The sequence below is a fragment of the Pseudoalteromonas sp. McH1-7 genome (assembly GCF_013366255.1).
Taxonomy (GTDB): Bacteria; Pseudomonadota; Gammaproteobacteria; order Enterobacterales; family Alteromonadaceae; genus Pseudoalteromonas; species Pseudoalteromonas peptidolytica.
The window spans coordinates 111,991-131,448 of sequence record NZ_JABWPQ010000005.1; the positions used below are offsets into that span (position 1 = coordinate 111,991).

The window sequence follows — 19,458 nt, forward strand, 5'->3', positions numbered from 1 at the left end:
ATGGCGCACTCTGCTGATATTAAAAATGCAGTACGCCACAGCTATGTTAATGAGCTATTGGCGCTATCTGTTGCGGCTGTAAAACATAAAGTGGCAGACGGCACAGCAAGACGCTGGAAAGCCGAAGCCAAAGCCAGTGGCGATGACTGGGATTTAGCCCGTACAGCAGCCAGAAAAGCGGTAGGGCCAGCAGGGGAGTTTACTCAAGACTTTATTGAAGAATTTACCATTCAAACCAGTGAAACGTTTAGCCTACTCAGAGACCCAGAAACCGCTATGACGCCAGCAGAGCGAGTAAAAGTGCTCACTCAGCTAAGTGACATGTATAGCAAAGTTATGAAGCTAAGCGGAGGTAACAAAACCATTGAGCGCCGCACAGTGGCGGTAGAAGTGATCAAGAAACTGACCGCCTTTGTAAGCAAGCACCACCCTGACTTTTCCCCGCAACTGGTTGTGATTTTAACTGCGTTTGGCCCACAGCTTGTCAACATTATGGATGACTGATGGGCGACTTAAATAGTAAAGAGTTTCTGGCAGAGCTTGAGCAGATCACCGCAGGCCTTCGGTTAGACATTGAGGCTAAGCAGCGTGACATTGACCCAAGCCCAGAGGCAATAAAGGCAAGACGTAAGCGCGTGCTCAGCGGGGACTTTGAGTTTTTTGTGTATACATATTTTCCGCACCATATGTGGTTGGACGAGGGGCAAGAGCCTAGCGAGTTTCAGCGTTATTTTATGAACTGGTTCCCTGAGGCCCTAAAGCTAACCAACGGCTGGAAAAACTGGTTTGTTGCGCCTCGTGGTGAGGGTAAATCAACACTGGGCGTGAAAATATCGCCCGTCTATGTGGCGGTATTGGCTCTGCTACAAGACGATGATGTTTGCAAAGAGTTGGATTTACCAAAGCCCGCGCTCTTTATTGATTACGCCATTTTGTTTGGCGCTGAAGCCAAAATGCCCGCCAAAACATTGGAAGTGGTAAAAACTGAGTTACTGCAGAACAATAATTTGCTCTTGGACTTTCCAGAGGTTTGCCAAACCAGTCCCACATGGAAGATTGGCGAGTTTGTTACCGCGCAAGGCGTACGCTTTGAAAGCCGAGGGGCTGAGCAGTCTGTTCGTGGTGCATTCCACGGCGCTAGCCGCCCCAAATTACTCATGGCCGATGACATTATTACGGATAAAGAAGCCCGCTCAGCCACTGAGCGAGATTCACGTTGGGGATTTTTAGAAGCCGCTGTGCAATACCTTGGCCCACCTGACGGCACAGTGAAATTCCTTGGCGTAAACACAGTTCTAAACAGCGACGACCCAATCTCACGTGCTGAAAACGCACCTGGTCATTTGGTACATCGTTTTAAAGCCATTGAGCAATTCCCTGAGCGTATGGACTTATGGGAAGAATGCCGTGATTTGATGCTTTTTAAAGACAAAGAGTTCGAGAAAAAAGCGGCAGCAAAAGGCCAAGCTGTAGCCAAAGAAGATAAACCATCGTTTAAGTTTTGGATTAAGCAAAAGCGCCAAATGAGTAAAGGCTCAAAAACATCCTGGTCTAGCGTGCGCAGCCTGTATGACTTAATGGTGATGTGGGCGTCAAACAAGCGCGAGTTTAACCGTGAAATGCAGGGGATCGCTAAGAGCGATGAAGAGCAGATCTTCTTTCAATTTGAATTTTGGGTAAACCGACTAAATCTTTGGACGCCGTACGGCGCATGCGACCCAAGCATGGGTAAAACAGCAGGGGCAGACCCTAGCGCGTTGCTGGTTGGCCTGTTTTGTAAAGAGCTGGGCAAGCTACATGTTGAGTACGAAAGCCGCAAGGTGCGAGGCACGAGCAAGCTACTTAATGACCTGATACGCCTACAGCGTGAATACAACTGTTTAGTGTGGGGGTTTGAGAATAACAATGCCTTTGAATACATGCGTCAAGACTACATAAAACGCGGATTAGACGAAGGTATTGCACTGCCGCTTCGCGGTGTAACCGCAACAGTAAGCCAGGAAGAACGTATAGAGGGATTGGAGCCCTTTGTGACCAACGTACCTGCCCAAATTGCGTTTAATTCAAAATGCCCACTGGTTATGGATGAGCTAGAAAACTGGCCTGATAAACAAAGTACACACCACTACGACTTGAGCTGTGCGCTCACCATCTTATGGATGATTGCCAGCACGGGTGCAGGTGGCATGCCCAGAGTACGCAGCAAAAAAGTGACTAAATCAATAGGGGGCTACCATGTCTAAACCTCATTTAAGTTATCGGGGTTATAGAGCCCTGCAAAAAATGTTCAACATGAGCCAAAGTGACCCAAATCAATGGGCCATGATGCGTGAACTACCAAACCCAGACCCAATACTGCGTAAAGCTGGCAAAAGCGCCCTAATTTATGACGAAATTGCCGCTGATGCACATGTAATTGGTGAGCTACGCACTCTGTGCTCTGGCATGTTTGCGTTTACGGCCGAATTGGTGCCCGGCGGTGATGATGCAGCGAGTAAAAAAAGCTATGAGCTAGCAAAGACGCTAATGGCAAGAAAGCCTGCAATAAACACCGAATGGATGGACGTAGACTGGCACAACTACAGCGCTATTTTGCATGGGTTTGCCGTGACTCACCTCGGCGCGTATGAAAAGGCAGACAACACTTGGCTACCAAACAAAATTGAGATGTGGCCAGCAAGCAGATTCGTGTTTACCCCCGACCACGAACTACTACTCAAAACCCGTGACAACCCGCATGGCGAGGAGTTGGTAGACCAGCGCTGGACGTGTGTTCGGCACATGCCGAGCGCTAAGAACCCGTACGGTGTAGCCCTATTGAGTAGCTGTTTTTGGCCATGGATGTTTAAGCATGGTGGTTTTAAGTTTTTTGTACAACTTTGCGAGCGTTTTGGCGTCCCATTTCCTGTTGGCAAGCACCCTGTCGGCAAAACGGATGACCAAGTGGATGAGCTAATTGATGGGTTAGCAAAACTCATTACCGATGGTATCGCGACCATACCGGATGATTCATCCATTGAGATCATCGAAAGCAAGCTAAGCGGTGAGCCCGTACAAAAACAGCTGATAGATATGTGCAATGCTGAGATGAGCAAAGCACTCACTTCACAAACGTTAGCAACCGAGCAAAAGTCTGGCGCACGTGCGGCGAGCGAAACGCACGCTAAGCGAGCTGGCGAAAACCAACGGGCGGATAGGGCACGTGTATCGAGTTATCGCAATCAAATTTTAGAGGCTATTCATCACGTTAACTTTGATGGTGGCGAGCCCCCGAAATACATTTGGCGAGACAAAAAAGAGATCAACCTCGACGCGGTTAATGTCATTAGAGAAACCGCCAAGTTGATAAAAGTAACGGAAGATCACGCCTATAAAACACTAGGAGTACCAAAGCCACAGGAAGGTCAGGCGGTGTTAGAAGTAAGGGACGATGGCGCTGGAATTGCCACGGCTGCAAAACAGGATTTTGCAGCGAAGGATAACCACATGGATGTGAACCCCTTTGATGAGTTTGACCAGGCAACCGATGTTGAAATTGCCAAGATATTTGAGTTTACCAAGCACTCAGCAAGCCTAAACGAACTAAAAGACAAAATCCTTTATGAATTCCCAAACCTCAGTGGTACCGCACTGGCCGACGTAGCCAGTAAAGCGTTTGAACTAGAGTTTTTACAAGGGATGGATGAAGCTAATTCTTCGGAGATAAACGATGACTGATATACCTAATGGTTACATGAAAGACGGCAAGGGCAACTTAGTCGCCATCGCCAATATTAAGCAAACCGACCTTATTAAAGACGAGTTTGTAAAACAGGCCGTAGCGTTGGCTGAAAAACAGCAAAAAGAGCTTGCCGAGTTTAAGCGTTTGCAGATGGAGCAAGCCGATAATTTTATGGAGCTCCTTGCCCAAGAATACGACGTTAATCTGGGTGGTAAGAAAGGCAATGTAACGCTGCGCTCGTTCGATAATAAGCTTGCCGTAAGCATACAGTCTCTAGAGCGTATCGAGCTAGGTCCAGAGGAAAAGCTAGCTACAGAGTTAATATTCCAGTGTCTAGATGAATGGTCAGAAGGTAGTAATCAAAATATTAAAGCTGTCGTCAAAAAAGCGTTCTCTACTGACAAGCAGGGCAAAGTAAATCCGCAGCGTATTTTAGGTTTACGCCGCTTGGAAATCGTTGATGAAACAGGCAAATGGCATCGTGCAATGGACATATTGGCTGAGTCAATAAACGTAATAGATAGTGTGCGCTTTATTCGCTTTTACAAGCAAGATGATCACGGTAACGACAACGCCGTTTCGCTTGATATAGCCAAGCTGTGAGGTGAGTTATGGAACCAATTACGATTGCTTTGGGCCTAGCTAAGCTAACTGGCCTGGATAAAAAGATAGGCCAATGGATTGGTGGTGATAATGGCGCAGAGGTAGCCACAAAAGTGGTAGATATGGCGCAAACGCTTACAGGCGAAGGCGATGCAACAAAGGCGTTTGATAAGATAAGCAAAAGTGGCGAGTTACAAAACCAACTTAGGCTTGCGGTGCTAAATAAGGAAGAAAGCTTAGCCGAGCTGGCATACAAAAATTTAGATAGCGCTCGGAATATGCAGAACAAAGCGCTAGATCAAGATGACAAAATGGCAAAACGATTTGTTTACCAGTACGCGTGGTTTTTAACGGTCGCAACCTTCATTTATATAGGCTGCATTACTTTTATTGACATCTCAGAGCCCGCAAGGCGCTATGCCGATACCATTTTAGGCTTTTTACTCGGTACCACACTTGGTGCAATCCTGCAGTTTTTCTATGGTTCAAGCCTTGGCTCCAAGGATAAAACCAATAAATTGCTGAGTAAGTAGGGCACATATGCCAGGTTTATCTCCCCAGTATGGCCAACTCGTTAAATTCGATGAGGCCATTTCCAACCTCAAACAAAAAATCCAAATACCCACCGAGTCATATAAAGACTTACAAGGCCATATTCACGCACGAGCATTTACAGTTGCAGGTGCTACAAAAACAGAGTTGTTGGATGACCTATATAAGTCAGTAGTAGCATCTATTGAGCAAGGTGAAACGATCACATCCTTTCGAAAGCGATTTGATGAGGTAGTTGCAAAACATGGCTGGTCATATAATGGTAAGCGCGGCTGGCGAACTCGTGTTATCTACCAAAATAACAAAAATACAGCGCGAGCAGCTGGGCGCTGGCAACAACAGGAACGAATAAAGCATAGACGCCCGTATCTCCTATATTTAACTGCAGGTGATCAGCGTGTAAGAGCTGACCATCAAAAGTGGCACTATATATTACTACCATTAGATCATAAGTTCTGGGACTCGCATTATCCACCAAACGGATGGATGTGCCGCTGTAAAGTTGTAAGTCTGAGTGATGCTGATATTAAACGCATGGGCTTAACCGTGACGCCGGACAATGTAGTCGACCCATTATTAAAACCCTTTAAAGTGGCTGATCCACAAACTGGTGAAGAACTAGAAAAGCTAACGGGTATTGATTTAGGCTGGAACTACAATCCAGGCAAAGCATGGTTGGGCGCGGACAAAGCCACGGGCGAAATGCTAGGGCGCTTGGATAACAATTTACGTGAAGTAGCCACGCCAATTTTTAATGAGATCATCAACCAAGGTGAAAGTCATTTCAAAAAGCAAATGGCTACCGCAGCTGCAAAGCAAGTATTAAACAAGGCAGACTCAGGAACCGCATTTACGCTTGGCCACATGCAAAGCAAAGTATTCGACCATATAATAAAGGTAGCACCACAAACCAAGAGTACGCTCATCGTCATTGAACACTCGGTACTGATGACAGCTATCAATTTATTGGGGTTTGAGAAAGCATCTGAGTTGATGCGTATTGTACAAACTGGCGAGTTCATTTCGTTTAATAAAAGCGTGGTCAAACTGGCCATTGATGGCGTGATGGTAACAGTGCAGATTGGCAGTGATTTTAATCGCGTAGTTGCTTTAAACAAGATTTAAACCGTGTTTAATGTCAGTTTAAAGGTCGTTTAAACTCAATTTAAAACGGCGAATTTCGATCTAATTCTAAACGTACAATGAGCAGGAATGATCGCGAAATGAGGCAAAACGATCAGGTTTTGTCTAAAAACAAATGCCTGATGAGATTTTAAGGATTTAAAGCGAAATTATCTGAGGTCTAGATTTAATAGGGGCTTCAGAGCATCCATTCGTTGGAATCCGATCCATATTCAAATCTAGAAATGAACAACCCCTTACACCAAGATAATAAGAATACAGCGCGCGTTGCGAACAGTAGAAGGAAAAATGCCTCATATTCATCCATTTAACATAACGTAAATTATGGGTTGTTTTTTTGGGTTGCATTAAGCGTGTTATCGTTACTATAATATGTCCAATACTAACCAATATCGGACTTTTTATGGTTCTGCCTTTAGTCGATACTTTTAAGCAACTTAGGTATCAAATCGCGCATCTAGAAGATAATACGTTAGCACATGAATATCCAGAGTTGGCTAAATTCTTAGTCGTGCATAATAAATCTTTGCCTGTTGAAGCGGAACTGCAGTTTCTATTTCAGTTTTTATATGTTTATGGTCGTAAATCAGAGGCTACTTTTAATCGGTTCCGTAATGAGCTTGAGCGTTTTTATTTGTGGTCATGGCTGATAGCACAAAAGTCTGTATTTGATTTAAAACGTGAAGATGTTGAAGCATATGTTGATTTTGTTGTTGAGCCGGACAAAGCATGGACGCAAACTTCTGTTCAATGGCGCTACAAACAAGACCAAGGGATCCGTAGAGTTAATGAGAATTGGCGCCCTTTTGTTCTAAAAGAAAATGGTGCGAGCCAACAGACATTGGCTGCAATGTTTACGGCACTTAACGTGTTTTATAAGTTTGCAATTTTGGAGGAAAAATCATTCACCAATTTTGTTCCTGTGGTAAAGAAAAATAGTCCCTACTTGGTTGTACAGTCACAAATAAACCTTCCCGACACATTGAGTGATCTACAGTGGGAATACGTATTCGGAGTCACCCGTGACTTATGTGAGCAACAGCCGGATTTAGAGCGAAACCTTTTCGTTCTTGCGTGTTTAAAAGGTTTATATTTACGTATTTCTGAACTGTCAGATCGCCCTCATTGGTCTCCTGTTATGAGCCACTTTTGGCAAGATCAAGATGACTTTTGGTATCTCAGGATCATGGGTAAAGGTAATAAGTTGCGAGACGTGACATTAAGCGAAGATTTTATTGGTTACTTAAAACGCTATCGCCACTATCGAGGTTTAAGTGCCCTCCCACGTGTTGATGAGCCATATCCGATTATCCATAAGTTACGCGGACAAGGTGGTATGAATGTTCGCCAATTACGCCGTATAGTTCAGCAGAGCTTTGATTTGGCAGTAGATAAGTTAAAAGAGGATGGATTCACAGAAGAATCAGAGCAATTACAAGCCGCAACATCACATTGGTTGAGGCACACTGGTGCGACTCACGACGCACAGCATCGCCCGCTTAAGCACCTATCAGAAGATCTTGGGCATGCAAAAATTGCAACTACAGACCAAATTTATATTCAAACCAATATTAAAGAGCGAGCAAAATCTGGGCTAAAACGAAAAATATAGCCTAATCAATACAATCTAGAACTGCTGCTACAAAAAATTAAAAATGGTGTCTAACCTACTGTTTCTACGAGTGTTACAACAGGTATGGCTACGGGAAAAACGAAGAGGAATACTTACTCAGAGGTTAAATTAGCGTAACAAAATGCCACACATTACTTAATGTGTGGCATATGGATGTTCATATTATCACGGCTAATTACGCTTGAATCGTACAATTAATTCGTGCATCTCTTTTGCAATTGACTCTAAATCTTTACTTTCTTGATGCACTTTATCTGCACTATCTAGACTATTATTTGCAAGTTGAGCAATATTGACTACCTGTTGGTTAATATCGTCTGATACGGTTGCTTGCTGTTCAACTGATGTTGCAATTTGCATGGACATATCACTTATCTGTATTACAGCTTGAGTAATTTGCTGAAGCATGTCAGTACTTTGGTTCAGCTGATCAATACCGTGAAGAGATTCTTCCTGACCTTGTTGAGCGATATTAACAGATGCTTGTGTGCTGCTAGTTAGCTCTTCGATGATAGCGTGGATCTCTTTTGTTGACTCTTGAGTACGCTGTGCTAGATGCCTTACCTCGTCTGCGACTACGGCAAAGCCCCTACCTTGCTCTCCTGCTCTTGCAGCTTCGATGGCGGCATTTAGTGCCAACAAATTCGTCTGCTCTGCAATTTGTTCGATAATTTGTGCGGCTGCCGCTATTTTATCAGTTTGTTTAGAAACGCCTTCAACGGAGCTGCGAATATCCGAGATTGTGTTACTCAGGTCGCTAAATGCGACTTTGGTTTTGTTGGCGATTTGCTCTGTCTGAGACGTCAACTCCAATGAATTTTGTGCATCTTTGGCGCTCAGCTGAACGCTATTTGAGACATCATTAATAGTTGTAGTCATTTCATTCATTGCTGTTGCTACAAGCTCGGTTTCAGATTGTTGCTTTTGTAGGTCTGCGTAGGTTGCTTGTGCTTCGTTACTGGCAGTATGTGCACCTTTTGAAACGTTTTGCGCGGCATGCTCTACTCTGGTAAGGATAGTGTCAAGATGGGCGCGTTCGCTTTTTAAGCGTACTTGGATAGACGCCATCGTGCCATCCCAAGTGGAGTAAACTTGTTGTGAAATTTCGTCGCAAAAGCTATGAGCAAGCTCAGACTCTAAGCGCTTTAGTTGCTCTTTATCGCGCCAAGTTGCATAAGCTGAGTATCCGAGCATATTTGCCATTAGCCAGAAGAATCCGGCGGACTCGGAAACAAAATACCACAGCAATAATGATGAGATAATGTTGAAAACAGGCCAGATGATCCGTAGTTTCGGCAGGCCTATGCCACCGCTTTTGTTACTGTTTACGCTGCTATATAGCTGGCTTGCACGTTCAACAGTTGACCTATCAGGGCAGCTTCTCACTGACTCATAACCAACAATTTGGCCATTTTCAGTGATTGGAGTCACGTACGCGTCTACCCAATAATGATCGCCATTTTTACATCTGTTTTTTACGATCCCCATCCACGGCTTACCAGTTTTAAGCTGCTTCCACATTGTAGCAAAAGCAATAGGCGGCATATCTGGATGGCGAACAAGATTGTGAGGCTGACCAATTAACTCGTCACGCGAAAAGCCGCTAATGTCGATAAATGCTTGATTACAGTCAATAATATTGCCTTTTAGGTCAGTGACAGAAATCAGTTTTACGTCACGAGAAAACGTTTTTTCTCTTTGAGTTATTGGGTGGTTGGTTCTCATTTAAATATTCCAAAACTACAGATATTTTATTTTCCTTTTGTGAATGCAGGAAAATACGCCCTCACACACTGAATAGCAATAGAGAAGGGATTAATTAACGATAATTACAACTATAGTGTGAGAGATTTCGCGGCGCAAATTGATTTGATCGAGTTTAGATCTAAATTGGGCTTACTCACGTACAAGCTTTCTTGTAAAATAATAGCACTTGAATAATAACCTAAGGAGCGTTTGGTGTCTCGCTTTTCAGCAATTACTGATAACCCACATGAAGGTAGATTTAACTCCAAAACAGGGATTTTGATAACCAACTTAGGTAGCCCTGATGCACCTACTGCAAAAGCCCTTAGGGTCTATCTTGCTGAGTTTCTCTCTGATCCACGCATCGTTGAAATTCCAAGGTTGATTTGGCTGATGATTTTGCACGGAATCATCCTTCGGGTTCGTCCAAAGAAATCAGCCCACGCCTACCAGTCTATTTGGACCGACGAAGGCTCACCGCTCATCACCATTAGTAAAGCCCAAACTGCTAAGATCGAGAAGCAACTTCGTGATGAAGGCTTTAACGATATAGAAGTCGAACTGGCGATGCGTTATGGAAACCCTTCCATAGAATCCGGCTTGGAAAAGCTGCGAAATAAAGGTGTGACTCGAATTATTATCGTACCGCTATATCCACAATATTCCAGCGCCACAACGGGTTCAACCTTTGATCAGGTGTCTAAAGTCTTGCGAGGATGGCGTTGGGTCCCCGAGCTACACTTCATAAATGGGTATCACAAACACCCTCTGTACATAGAATCACTGGCGAACTCTATTAAAGAAGATTTAGAAGTGCATGGAGAGCCAGAAAAATTGGTATTTTCATATCACGGTACTCCGAAGCTATTCTTAGATAGGGGTGATCCGTATCACTGTTTTTGCCAACAAACGACCCGCCTTGTGGTTGAAAAGCTGGCGTTAGACAAAGATAAAGTGATAACTACGTTCCAGAGTCGCTTTGGTAAGGCAGAATGGTTGCAGCCATATACTGACAAAACGTTAGAAAGCCTTCCTAGTCAAGGAGTAAAAGATGTGGCAATATTGAGTCCCGCTTTTAGTGCTGATTGTTTAGAAACACTGGAAGAACTTGAAGTTGAGAACAGAGAGGTTTTTGAGTCATCAGGTGGTGACAAATACCGCTACATTCCAGCGCTTAATGATCGTGATGATCATATCACAGCAATCACGGCGCTTATTAAACCGCTACTTTAGAACAGTTGCAATTAACCAGAGGATTTACCGATGAGGTAAATCCCCTATCCTCACTGGCGCTTCTATATTATATTCCCAATCCACACTATCGATTACTCCAAAACGGATATAAGATCAAAGCCATGTGGCGCAAGCTCGGTGTTAAAGTCATCGAGTTTGTCTGTTATACCAATTTTCTTAATTAAGAGGTCTATTTTGAGGCGAGAAAACCTTGTCGATAGCCCCGCTACCGCCAAGGTACCTACTTCCTGTAGGCAAGTTTGCTATTTATTTGTTCTAAATAAGCAATTTTTAACGATGTTAGCGTCAGATTTACTCTTTCAAATTGAACAAATATTAAGTCAAATTGGTATTAATTAACAGATTGAATACATAAAAATTTCAGGCTTAGTATAACCGCGTTGTGTCATGTTGACGTTGTGGTATCAGTGTAGACTCGTTATTGATTATTGGGCGGATACACGGTATTTCTTTATTTAAAAGCAGCGTATTACCCTAATGAAGAGCAGCTAACAACACCTCATTTATCGTTCAGCTGCTGTTTCACGCTCTGCACCAGCAAATTCAACAAAAGCATTGGTTTGTAAGAGTGTTAAACATGCTTCGATTGGCTTTGCCGGACTGTAGAAAAACCCTTGTATGTGGTGACAGCCTAGCTCTCGTAATTTCTCCAGTTGGCTTAGGTGCTCCACACCTTCAGCTATGACGTCAATACCTAACTTGTCACTAAGTTTGATCAGGCAATCTATCATAACTTGCTTGTTTAAATCCGACATCAAGCTGTCGACAAAGCTCTTATCAATTTTTAGATAATCCACTTGGTTTTCAATCAAGTTACTTAAAGAAGAGTAACCGGTGCAAAAGTCATCAAGTGATACTTTTACTCCATGCTTTCTCAACTCATTTAATGTTCTCCAAGTATAGCGGTTTGTCGCCAGAGATTCTGTCACTTCAATCGTGATTGAATCATAGGGAATTTGGGCATTTTCAATGGCACTGGTGATTAACTTTACTTGATTAATACTGGCTTTAAATTCACTTACCGAGCGGTTGATTGAAATTCCCACATCCGAAAAGCCTGCTTTATGGATCTGCGCTAAATCTTGGCAGCTTTTTTCGAGCACAAATTGACCAACTAAGTGTATCAGTCCAAACTCTTCCGCGATGGGGATAAACGTGCCTGGCGATACCATTCCATACTCATCATCAAACCAGCGAACAAGCGCTTCAAACTTGGTAATATGATGAGTATCTGCGTTCACGATAGGTTGATAGTAGACAGTAAGCGTTTTCTCTTTCAATGCTTGTTTCAATCTATCTTTGAGTTTTATTTTGTTCAGATAAGCATTTTGTATGGTGGCATTATGGAGTGCAACTTGACCTCGCTCTGTTTTTTTCACACTGTTGAGTGCATGTGCTGCATTTCTTAGCAAGTTAGCTGCGGTGATCCGAGAGCCAGCCTCAAGTTGCGCTACGCCTGTTGAGCAAGTCAATTCTATTGTTATTTCACTAAATACATATGGTTGAGATAATTTTTGTGATAACTTTTCAGCAACTTTTAATGCACTCTCTACATCACTATGGCTAAGTAATAATGCAAACTCATCACCGCCATATCTTGCGATAATATCATTTTGCCGCACGGCATTTTTGAGCCTCTTTGCGACTGATATAAGAACCTTGTCTCCAATTTCGGGACCAAACACGTCGTTGACTTCTTTAAATCTATCGAGTCCAATAAATAATAATGAGCAACTTGTGTTATTGCTTCTAGAACCAGAAATTTTCTCCTCTAAACGCTGCATAAAGCTACGACGATTTAGTAAGGCCGTAAGTGGTTCATGATTAGCATAAAAAGTAAGTTGTGACTCGTTCCGCTTCCATTCGGTAATATCTCGGAATATTCCGACATAGTTGGCTATTTCACCGCGTTCATCTTTTACTACACTCAGTGTCAGCTCTTCTGGATAAATTTGGCCATTTTTGCGGCGGTTTTGAATTTCACCTTTCCAGTGGCCATGTGTATAAAGCGATGACCACATTGACTCATAAAAAGCTTTATCCTGCTTTCCAGATGACAATACTGCTGGATCTTGACCTATTAATTCATAGCCGGTGTAACCAGTTAGTCTTTCGAATGCGCGGTTTACCATAATGATCTTATTTTTGCTATTGGTGATCATAATGGCTTCTGTTGCATGTTCAAATACAACGTTGGTTAATTCAAGTTGCTTATTGAGCGAAGATATATAACTAATATCTTGGATTGTCGCGGTAAACGCCAATTCGTCACCATGATGCGGGTCATTTTCAACCTGACCAATAATTCGCAGTAAACCACTATGGTCATCACGCGTTGTTAATGAGACTTGTAAATCCACATACCTTATTTCACCAGACTTTACCTTGTTTAATGCGTTTTTGACCCGCTCACTATCCTCAGGTGTTAATTTCTCTAATAGCAACGACAATGTAGGAGCTGTTGTATGAGATTTTAATAGGTTATTTAGGTGCGTGGAAAAGTAATGTTTATTCTGTTTAAGTTGCCATGTCCAAGTCGATAAGTTTGCAATTTGCTCGCCCTTAGCTAGTTGTTTAAGGAGCAGCCCTTGTTTGGTCAATTCGATGTTATGGCTTAGCTCAGTCGCTATTAGGTGGCCAAGTTCTTGAAACCACTCTTTCTGCTCCGTTGTTATTACCTTTTCTTTATTAAACATACAGACCAAAATACCAATAGGTTTATGATCTAGTGCTCGCAAGGTAACGCCAAGATACCCTTCAATACAAAGTACACGGAGAATATCATCTTGTTCATATAGCTGTTGTAGGCCACATGTTACGTTGCAGACATCACTACTGGCTTTAGCATCCGAGCACGGTGTACCCTCAAGGTCGTAGATAATATTGTCAACTTCTTCACCTTTTTGTAGATACATTAGTGTTTTTACACGGGTATCGTCATCAATAAACTTGCCTACAAAACAATGATCCGCATCAAACAGTTGATGCAGTTGGTTCAATGCAAATTGATACCGTTGGGAAGTAGAAGTCAAATTGTAAAATTGGCTAAAGGTTAAATTCATAACATTCTGTTTGGCTAAAGATAGCGGCAACTTTTTTTGTTTAGTAGGTAATAGTAGCTTATAAAACTACAGACAATATAAATGCAGATCAATAAATTTGCTTTAAGTGGCTTATGTTTGCCTTAAAATTTTAGGTTTTTAATGACGTTATACTTCTATCATCTAGTCTTAATGCTTGTGCTCGTTTTTAGTATATCAGGCGCGAGCTGTATATTAGTGTGCTTTGCTTGCAAGGGGTTAGGCCTTTTAGCGCCAGCCGTGTAATACCAAATAACCCTAGTAGTAGCTCAATTTGAAGAAGTAAATTTGACGCCACCTGCGTCAAAAACTTCTTATTTAGAGCAACTAAGTAGCAAAATTTTTGCCTTGCCTACTGAGCTAGGTACTTTGGCGATAGCAGGGTACGGTAGCGGAGTTATCGCCAAGATTTTCATGCCTAAAATAGCTCTCTTCATTAAGCCAGTTGATATGAAGAAATCGCTGAAAATGTTATTTGAAGAAGGTGTTTGGAAAAATATCACTTGCGATGAGCAAGCTGACTGTAGGATCAGGTAATGCAGCTTGCATTACCTGATTTACTTTTGGAATTAGCTAACTAACTGTGGCTGTACATCAAGTCCATAGCCAAACATGACTGCAAGCACTAAAACAGTAGCCGCAGCAAACATTAACTTAGCCATCAATGGTAAACAAAATCTAAACCAGTGTGTATACGGGACGCCAGCCATTCCTAAAATACCCATAAGTACGGCATTAGTTGGCACTATCATGTTAGAGAAGCCATCACCAAATTGATAGGCTAATACGGCAACTTGTCTAGGCACACCAACTAAGTCACCAACAGGTACCATCAATGGCATAGTCACGTAGGCTTGTCCTGATCCAGAAGGAATAAACATGTTTAACAATGTTTGGATAAGTAGCATCCCGACTGCAGAAATTTCAGCTGCAACGTAAGACAGAGGTGTCGATAACCCATTCACTATAGTATGAAGGATTTGGCCGTCTTCCAGAATTAAAGCAATACCACGGGCAACACCAATTAATACAGCGGTTGTGACAAGATCAGAAACGCCTTCGATAAAGCGGTTTGCAGCTTCATCAGCTGAAAGTTTACCTAAAATAGAAATAATGATACCCCAAGCAATAAACAATCCGCCTAGCTCATAAAGATACCAGCCTTGCGTTGCTATGCCCCAAACCGCGCATACAAGAGTGATGATAAATGTAGCAAGCACGGCTTGGTGTCTGCCGTTAAGCTGTGGGTAACTAGGTTGTGTTTGTCCAGCTAACGGACACGGAACATCTTTCATCATCGAAGCGTTTGGATCTAATTGAACTTTTTTAGTGTAGCTCCAGACATGATGAAAGCCGATCAATACAAAAGGAACAAAAATAGCGAAGCGCAGCCAAATACCTGAATAAACAGGAACCTCGGCAATTTGTTGTGCAATTAACACGGTAAACGGATTAAACGCTGAGACGCCATAACCTATACCATAACCGGCAATTATCATGCCCACAGCCGTCATTGCATCAAGTTTCATTGCTTTACAAAGCGCAACGAGAATAAGTACAAATGGGATATACTCGCCAGCGGTACCAATCGCACTCGAAGCAATAGCAAAGCAAAACACAACCATAAAAATAAGCTTTTGCGGCTTATCTCCATGTTTTTCCAATAACCTTCCAATTAATGCGTCTACTGTGCCAGTTGCACGAGCTATGGCAAGTACACCACCCACAATCATTACAAAGAAGATTACATCTTGCGCTGCTGCAAAAGCACGGGGAATTGCTTTTAACAAGTCCCAAGGGGTGAGTTGTACAGATTCTTGTGCAATATGGTAAGTACCAGGTAATACAACTTGTCGACCTGACTCTGTAGTCGCAGTATCAAAAAAGCCTTGAGGGATAACCCAAGTAGATATTAGTGCAATAAGCATCATACCCAAAAGTAACACTAAGGTATGAGGAACTTTCAATGTTTTTGCCATGGAAAGTACAGCTCCAAAAAGGTAACGATAAAATTGCTCAGCATCTTACCGATATTCGGAGCATATTTCACTTTTTAATAGTAGATTTTAAATTAGGCGGCATTGTGATTAGCTAAAACAGCCTGCTCAACTCTATTTCTACCGTTAGCTTTGGCTTGATATAAACTTCTGTCAGCAAGTTTTAACGCATGATGTAAATCCTCAGAGCATGTCGGCCAGTGTGATACGCCTAAAGAGATAGTAATATGTCCGGCATCAGCAAATACGGTGGTTTCAGTACAGTGACGTAACCGTTCGGCAATTTTGGTTGCTTGACTGATCTCAACATGAGGCAGAAACATGAGAAATTCTTCCCCACCACTTCGACATAAATGGTCTTGCTCTCTGGCATTGCGACGCATCAATTCTGCGAGTTTTTGAATGACGGTGTCGCCAATATGATGGCCAAAGGTGTCATTCACGCGTTTAAAGTGGTCAATATCTAGGGCAATAATACTAAATGGGGTCGCCTGTTCGTATGCTGTTTCGAGCCATTTTTCCATCCCCCGGCGGTTAAATAAGAGGGTTAATTGGTCTTGCTTTCGTTCATCATCAAAACGCTGTACTTGCGCTCCTAGATGTTTAACACTGCCGTGCATAGCCTGATATAACCATGTAGCTTCATAATACCAAGTGGCTACGTGCGGGAAGTCGATGTTACGCCCATCTTGTACCTGCTCTGATAATTTAGCCAATCGCCATAGTGGTTTGGCTATTAGTCCTCCAAACCCCAATACGCAGATAAGCAAAAATACTGTAAATGGAACAGTGGTTTTTAGTACATGGCTCATGGTGTCAGAAAGCTGCGACATCGTAACCGCGAGAGGACGCTGAGCTACAACTCCCCACCCGCTAGTTTCAACAGAAGCATATCCAGCCAACATTTCAACCCCCTGTGTATTGATAATCTGGTTTGCGCCTGAACCTTTTCGAGTCAATGAAGTTACGACCTCATTTGCAGTGACATCCTGGCCAATACGATGATCGTCGTGATGATAAATAAGCTTGCCATTAGGCCCTGTTACATAAACATAGGTTTTATCTTGGTGGTGATGATTTGAGAGTAATTTACCTAAAATATTATCGCCTTTGAGGTAAATCCCAGCGGCGATAAAGCCTAAATAGTTTCCATTGTTATCAAATATGGGATGAGTTGGGCTAACCATTAAGTTGCCTGCGGGTGAAATAAATGGGCCTACTATATAGGGAGTCTGTTTACGAAGCGGCGAGGTTTCTACCTCATTCTTTAGCATGGTGCCGGTGATCCCCAGAGAGCTTGGTTGTGCGCCAATTATTTTGCCACTAGCACTAACGAGGACAACAGAGTCGAAGCTATTGGTGCGTACCAGCATTTGTTTTAACTCGTTATCGATCTGTGCACTATTATTCAGATTTTGGGCAATCACATTACTTGAGGCCTTTAATTGCATCAAAACAGATTGTAAAAAAAGGTCTGTCACATCTGCCAGCTTGGTAGCGTATGCACGGTTCGCTTCCAACGTGTCAGTTACCATCACCTGCTTTTGTACTTGATAACTGGAAAACAAGGCGTTTAATAGTGAGGTAAATATGCAAAGTGACGCGAGGATAAGTATCAACTTTTTAAGATCTAGCCAGTGTGTTGTTTTATTTATTTGTACCACTAAAAATTCTCTTTAATGTACGTCCATGACATTTTAGCTATTCAAATGAGTGATACAGTTAATCTATATCAAACTATGATCTGAGCAATAGCTTATCTGTTTGCTAAAAGATGTATGCTTGCATTATAACCAGTTAGCTAAAAATATTTAGTTTTCTTAACGGATTGTTGGAATTGTCGTCATTATAGGGTGTAAAATATTCTGAACATGAATACAGCGAACCCCTGATGAAAAAAAAGAAAACGAACCCGTTAGTCGGCCATTTTACTTTTGCTTGCTTGGCATTGGCGGCAATTTGGATGTTTGTGACAGATAAAGATACATTGATTGTCCTTAATTCCTTGGTTTTAGTTTATGTGGTCTTCGCATTAGGGCGTCGTTTGATGCAATTTTCAAATAAAAAGCCAAGCCCTCCAACCTCAAAAAAATCGAAATGATACTAGCTCACCTTATGTACGGATAAGAGGTCTTCTAACTCATCAGTACTAAGCCATAACTTAATTTTTCCCTTGTCCAGCTAGAGCGTTTTAGGGTGAAGTCGCTTCGCGCCCTGCCCTCGCTAATGTGCCTAGATGCTGTAGGCAAAGCTAATACCAACTTGACTTAATACTTACTCAATTTGAAGGAGTAAATCTGACGCTGCCAGTGCTAAAACTTGCTGCTAGAACGGTATTAATTCTCCGTGGTTCAGGTTAGCTATATTAAGCGGTTGAACATTTTTAACGCAGCTAAGACGGTAATCTACCTTTGGACAATAGCTGTAAAATTAACGTGATAGCTAGAATACGAGCTGAGGATTAGCTCGTATTCCTTAATTGTTTCAGCGACAAAGTAGGCGACTACTGCCTGACTAACTTGAGTAAGTTCTCACCTTTACTATCAAGCTGATTAAGGGGCTTTAATCCCATTATGTGGGCAAGTGTCGGATACACCTCTAAATTACTTGCTTGTTTAACAGAAACGCCAGATTTAAAAGCAGGTCCTTGTGCAACAAAAAAGGCAGCCATATCGTCTGTAATCTCATAGCCATGGGTTCCATAATAGCTATGTTTCCCTTGCTGCATAAATACAATAGGTGCTTTGGCTTGCAAGATAATATCGCCAATACGAGGTGAGGTGCCTCCGTGCAATTGTATTTTTCGTGACTTTGAGAGCACCTCGAAGCGCCCTTTAGCTTTATCCTTTAGTTTTTCCTCTAATACTGAGATATCTAAATTCTTATCATGATAGGAGTATAGGGACAAACGGGTGCCACTATTTTTAATCATCCACCCTTTTGGTATCTCTAACTCATCAATGAAAACTGACTTTTCAGGCAAGACTTCGGCCATCCCATGATCTGAGACCAACACCAAATTGATTTTAATATCGTCTTTAGCGAGTTCATTGACGAAATCGCCTATAAGCGAATCAACATATTGCACCGCTTTTTTAGTTTCGTCGTGATCAGGTCCAAACTCGTGTCCTTTACTGTCTACTAAAGAGAAATAGCTGGCCACAAATAAGGGTCTTTGCGCTTTTGGAAGTTTTAACCAATTATGGATCTGATTGAGACGATTTTTATAATCCGCTTTTTTTGAGTAATGGTAGTAATAATCAGGTGTCATGCCATTTACTCTCGCGTCTGATTCTGGCCAAAAGTAAGCTGCTGATTTGTGCCCGTGCATTTTAACCAAATTCCAGAGGGGGATCCCTGCTATCCAAGTACTATCGACTTTACCCATCCCCATTTTATAACAAGCTTCACGCTGCTTATCACAAAAGTAATTATCGACGATACCATGGTTGAGAGGCTTTAAGCCTGTGACAATAGAAAGGTGATTTGGGAACGTTTTACTTGGATATTGCGGCCACATCTTTGTAGCGCGAACACCGGTGCTGGCGAGCTTTGCGATATTTTTGGCATCATGTTTTTCGATATAATCCCATCGAAAGCCATCAATCGAAATTAAGACAGTTGACACCTTCTGCGCACATACCGCGCTACTGAATAAAGTTAAAATGACAAAAAGTGTTTTGAGCATGTGTGGTTCCCTGTGTGATTAACTACCGATACGTGAGCATG

14 protein-coding genes are annotated in these 19,458 nt (G+C 42.4%); 9 read left to right on the forward strand and 5 right to left on the reverse strand.

The features are described 5' to 3' along the window. The 7 genes from HUZ36_RS05320 (at position 1) to HUZ36_RS05350 (ending at position 7,631) form a co-directional block, all read left to right on the forward strand. Positions 1-504, forward strand: coding sequence for a DUF1804 family protein (locus HUZ36_RS05320; RefSeq protein WP_099643316.1), 504 nt, complete (start codon positions 1-3; stop codon positions 502-504). Then, positions 504-2,243 (forward strand): hypothetical protein, encoded by a 1,740-nt coding sequence (locus tag HUZ36_RS05325; RefSeq protein ID WP_176032266.1) that lies wholly within the window; start codon positions 504-506, stop codon positions 2,241-2,243. Before HUZ36_RS05320 ends, HUZ36_RS05325 begins: the two co-directional genes overlap by 1 nt. Continuing rightward, entirely contained in the window at positions 2,236-3,717 is a 1,482-nt protein-coding gene (locus tag HUZ36_RS05330; RefSeq protein WP_176032267.1) for a phage portal protein family protein, read from the forward strand. The genes HUZ36_RS05325 and HUZ36_RS05330 overlap by 8 nt, the downstream gene beginning before the upstream one ends. After that, positions 3,710-4,324, forward strand: a complete 615-nt coding sequence (locus tag HUZ36_RS05335; protein ID WP_176032268.1) for a DUF3164 family protein — start codon at positions 3,710-3,712, stop codon at positions 4,322-4,324. The genes HUZ36_RS05330 and HUZ36_RS05335 overlap by 8 nt, the downstream gene beginning before the upstream one ends. Before the next feature lie 8 nt (positions 4,325-4,332). Further along, positions 4,333-4,857: a hypothetical protein gene (locus HUZ36_RS05340; protein ID WP_176032269.1), complete on the forward strand. Its 525-nt coding sequence runs from the start codon at positions 4,333-4,335 to the stop codon at positions 4,855-4,857. A 7-nt stretch (positions 4,858-4,864) separates the two neighbouring features. Further along, the gene (locus HUZ36_RS05345) at positions 4,865-6,001 is read left to right on the forward strand and encodes a phage head morphogenesis protein (RefSeq protein WP_176032270.1); all 1,137 of its coding nucleotides are present in this window, start codon (positions 4,865-4,867) and stop codon (positions 5,999-6,001) included. 421 nt (positions 6,002-6,422) lie between these two features. Next, positions 6,423-7,631 carry a tyrosine-type recombinase/integrase gene (locus HUZ36_RS05350; RefSeq protein ID WP_125252949.1) on the forward strand — a complete coding sequence of 403 codons (1,209 nt, stop codon included), beginning with the start codon at positions 6,423-6,425 and terminating at the stop codon, positions 7,629-7,631. Between the two features lie 192 nt (positions 7,632-7,823). Here the strand turns inward: HUZ36_RS05350 and HUZ36_RS05355 are convergent, their stop codons facing one another. Continuing rightward, positions 7,824-9,377: a methyl-accepting chemotaxis protein gene (locus HUZ36_RS05355; protein WP_128731513.1), complete on the reverse strand. Its 1,554-nt coding sequence runs from the start codon at positions 9,375-9,377 to the stop codon at positions 7,824-7,826. A gap of 234 nt (positions 9,378-9,611) precedes the next feature. On the opposite strand from HUZ36_RS05355, the gene hemH reads away from it, so the two are divergent. Then, the gene (gene hemH, locus HUZ36_RS05360) at positions 9,612-10,631 is read left to right on the forward strand and encodes a ferrochelatase (RefSeq protein ID WP_176032271.1); all 1,020 of its coding nucleotides are present in this window, start codon (positions 9,612-9,614) and stop codon (positions 10,629-10,631) included. Between the two features lie 524 nt (positions 10,632-11,155). On the opposite strand, the gene HUZ36_RS05365 is transcribed toward hemH, so the two are convergent. From HUZ36_RS05365 to HUZ36_RS05375, 3 genes are all read right to left on the reverse strand, one after another. Continuing rightward, positions 11,156-13,714: a bifunctional diguanylate cyclase/phosphodiesterase gene (locus tag HUZ36_RS05365; RefSeq protein WP_176032272.1), complete on the reverse strand. Its 2,559-nt coding sequence runs from the start codon at positions 13,712-13,714 to the stop codon at positions 11,156-11,158. Positions 13,715-14,301: 587 nt separating this feature from the next. Beyond that, positions 14,302-15,711, reverse strand: coding sequence for a YfcC family protein (locus HUZ36_RS05370; protein ID WP_128731515.1), 1,410 nt, complete (start codon positions 15,709-15,711; stop codon positions 14,302-14,304). 92 nt (positions 15,712-15,803) lie between these two features. Beyond that, entirely contained in the window at positions 15,804-17,393 is a 1,590-nt protein-coding gene (locus HUZ36_RS05375; RefSeq protein WP_147390882.1) for a sensor domain-containing diguanylate cyclase, read from the reverse strand. 227 nt (positions 17,394-17,620) lie between these two features. Between HUZ36_RS05375 and HUZ36_RS05380 the strand changes: the two genes are divergently transcribed. After that, positions 17,621-17,830, forward strand: a complete 210-nt coding sequence (locus HUZ36_RS05380) for a hypothetical protein (RefSeq protein WP_147390881.1) — start codon at positions 17,621-17,623, stop codon at positions 17,828-17,830. 402 nt (positions 17,831-18,232) lie between these two features. Here the strand turns inward: HUZ36_RS05380 and HUZ36_RS05385 are convergent, their stop codons facing one another. After that, complete coding sequence (locus HUZ36_RS05385) at positions 18,233-19,417, reverse strand: alkaline phosphatase family protein (RefSeq protein ID WP_176032273.1); 1,185 nt, start codon at positions 19,415-19,417, stop codon at positions 18,233-18,235. Positions 19,418-19,458: the final 41 nt, after the last annotated feature.

Excerpts from the sequence above, each read along its gene's own strand:
- HUZ36_RS05320 (WP_099643316.1), top strand. The coding sequence starts at position 1 with ATGGCGCACTCTGCTGATATTAAAAATGCAGTACGCCACAGCTATGTT.
- HUZ36_RS05325 (WP_176032266.1), top strand. The coding sequence starts at position 504 with ATGGGCGACTTAAATAGTAAAGAGTTTCTGGCAGAGCTTGAGCAGATC.
- HUZ36_RS05330 (WP_176032267.1), top strand. The coding sequence starts at position 2,236 with ATGTCTAAACCTCATTTAAGTTATCGGGGTTATAGAGCCCTGCAAAAA.
- HUZ36_RS05335 (WP_176032268.1), top strand. The coding sequence starts at position 3,710 with ATGACTGATATACCTAATGGTTACATGAAAGACGGCAAGGGCAACTTA.
- HUZ36_RS05340 (WP_176032269.1), top strand. The coding sequence starts at position 4,333 with ATGGAACCAATTACGATTGCTTTGGGCCTAGCTAAGCTAACTGGCCTG.
- HUZ36_RS05345 (WP_176032270.1), top strand. The coding sequence starts at position 4,865 with ATGCCAGGTTTATCTCCCCAGTATGGCCAACTCGTTAAATTCGATGAG.
- HUZ36_RS05350 (WP_125252949.1), top strand. The coding sequence starts at position 6,423 with ATGGTTCTGCCTTTAGTCGATACTTTTAAGCAACTTAGGTATCAAATC.
- HUZ36_RS05355 (WP_128731513.1), bottom strand. The coding sequence starts at position 9,377 with ATGAGAACCAACCACCCAATAACTCAAAGAGAAAAAACGTTTTCTCGT.
- HUZ36_RS05365 (WP_176032272.1), bottom strand. The coding sequence starts at position 13,714 with ATGAATTTAACCTTTAGCCAATTTTACAATTTGACTTCTACTTCCCAA.
- HUZ36_RS05370 (WP_128731515.1), bottom strand. The coding sequence starts at position 15,711 with ATGGCAAAAACATTGAAAGTTCCTCATACCTTAGTGTTACTTTTGGGT.
- HUZ36_RS05380 (WP_147390881.1), top strand. The coding sequence starts at position 17,621 with ATGAAAAAAAAGAAAACGAACCCGTTAGTCGGCCATTTTACTTTTGCT.
- HUZ36_RS05385 (WP_176032273.1), bottom strand. The coding sequence starts at position 19,417 with ATGCTCAAAACACTTTTTGTCATTTTAACTTTATTCAGTAGCGCGGTA.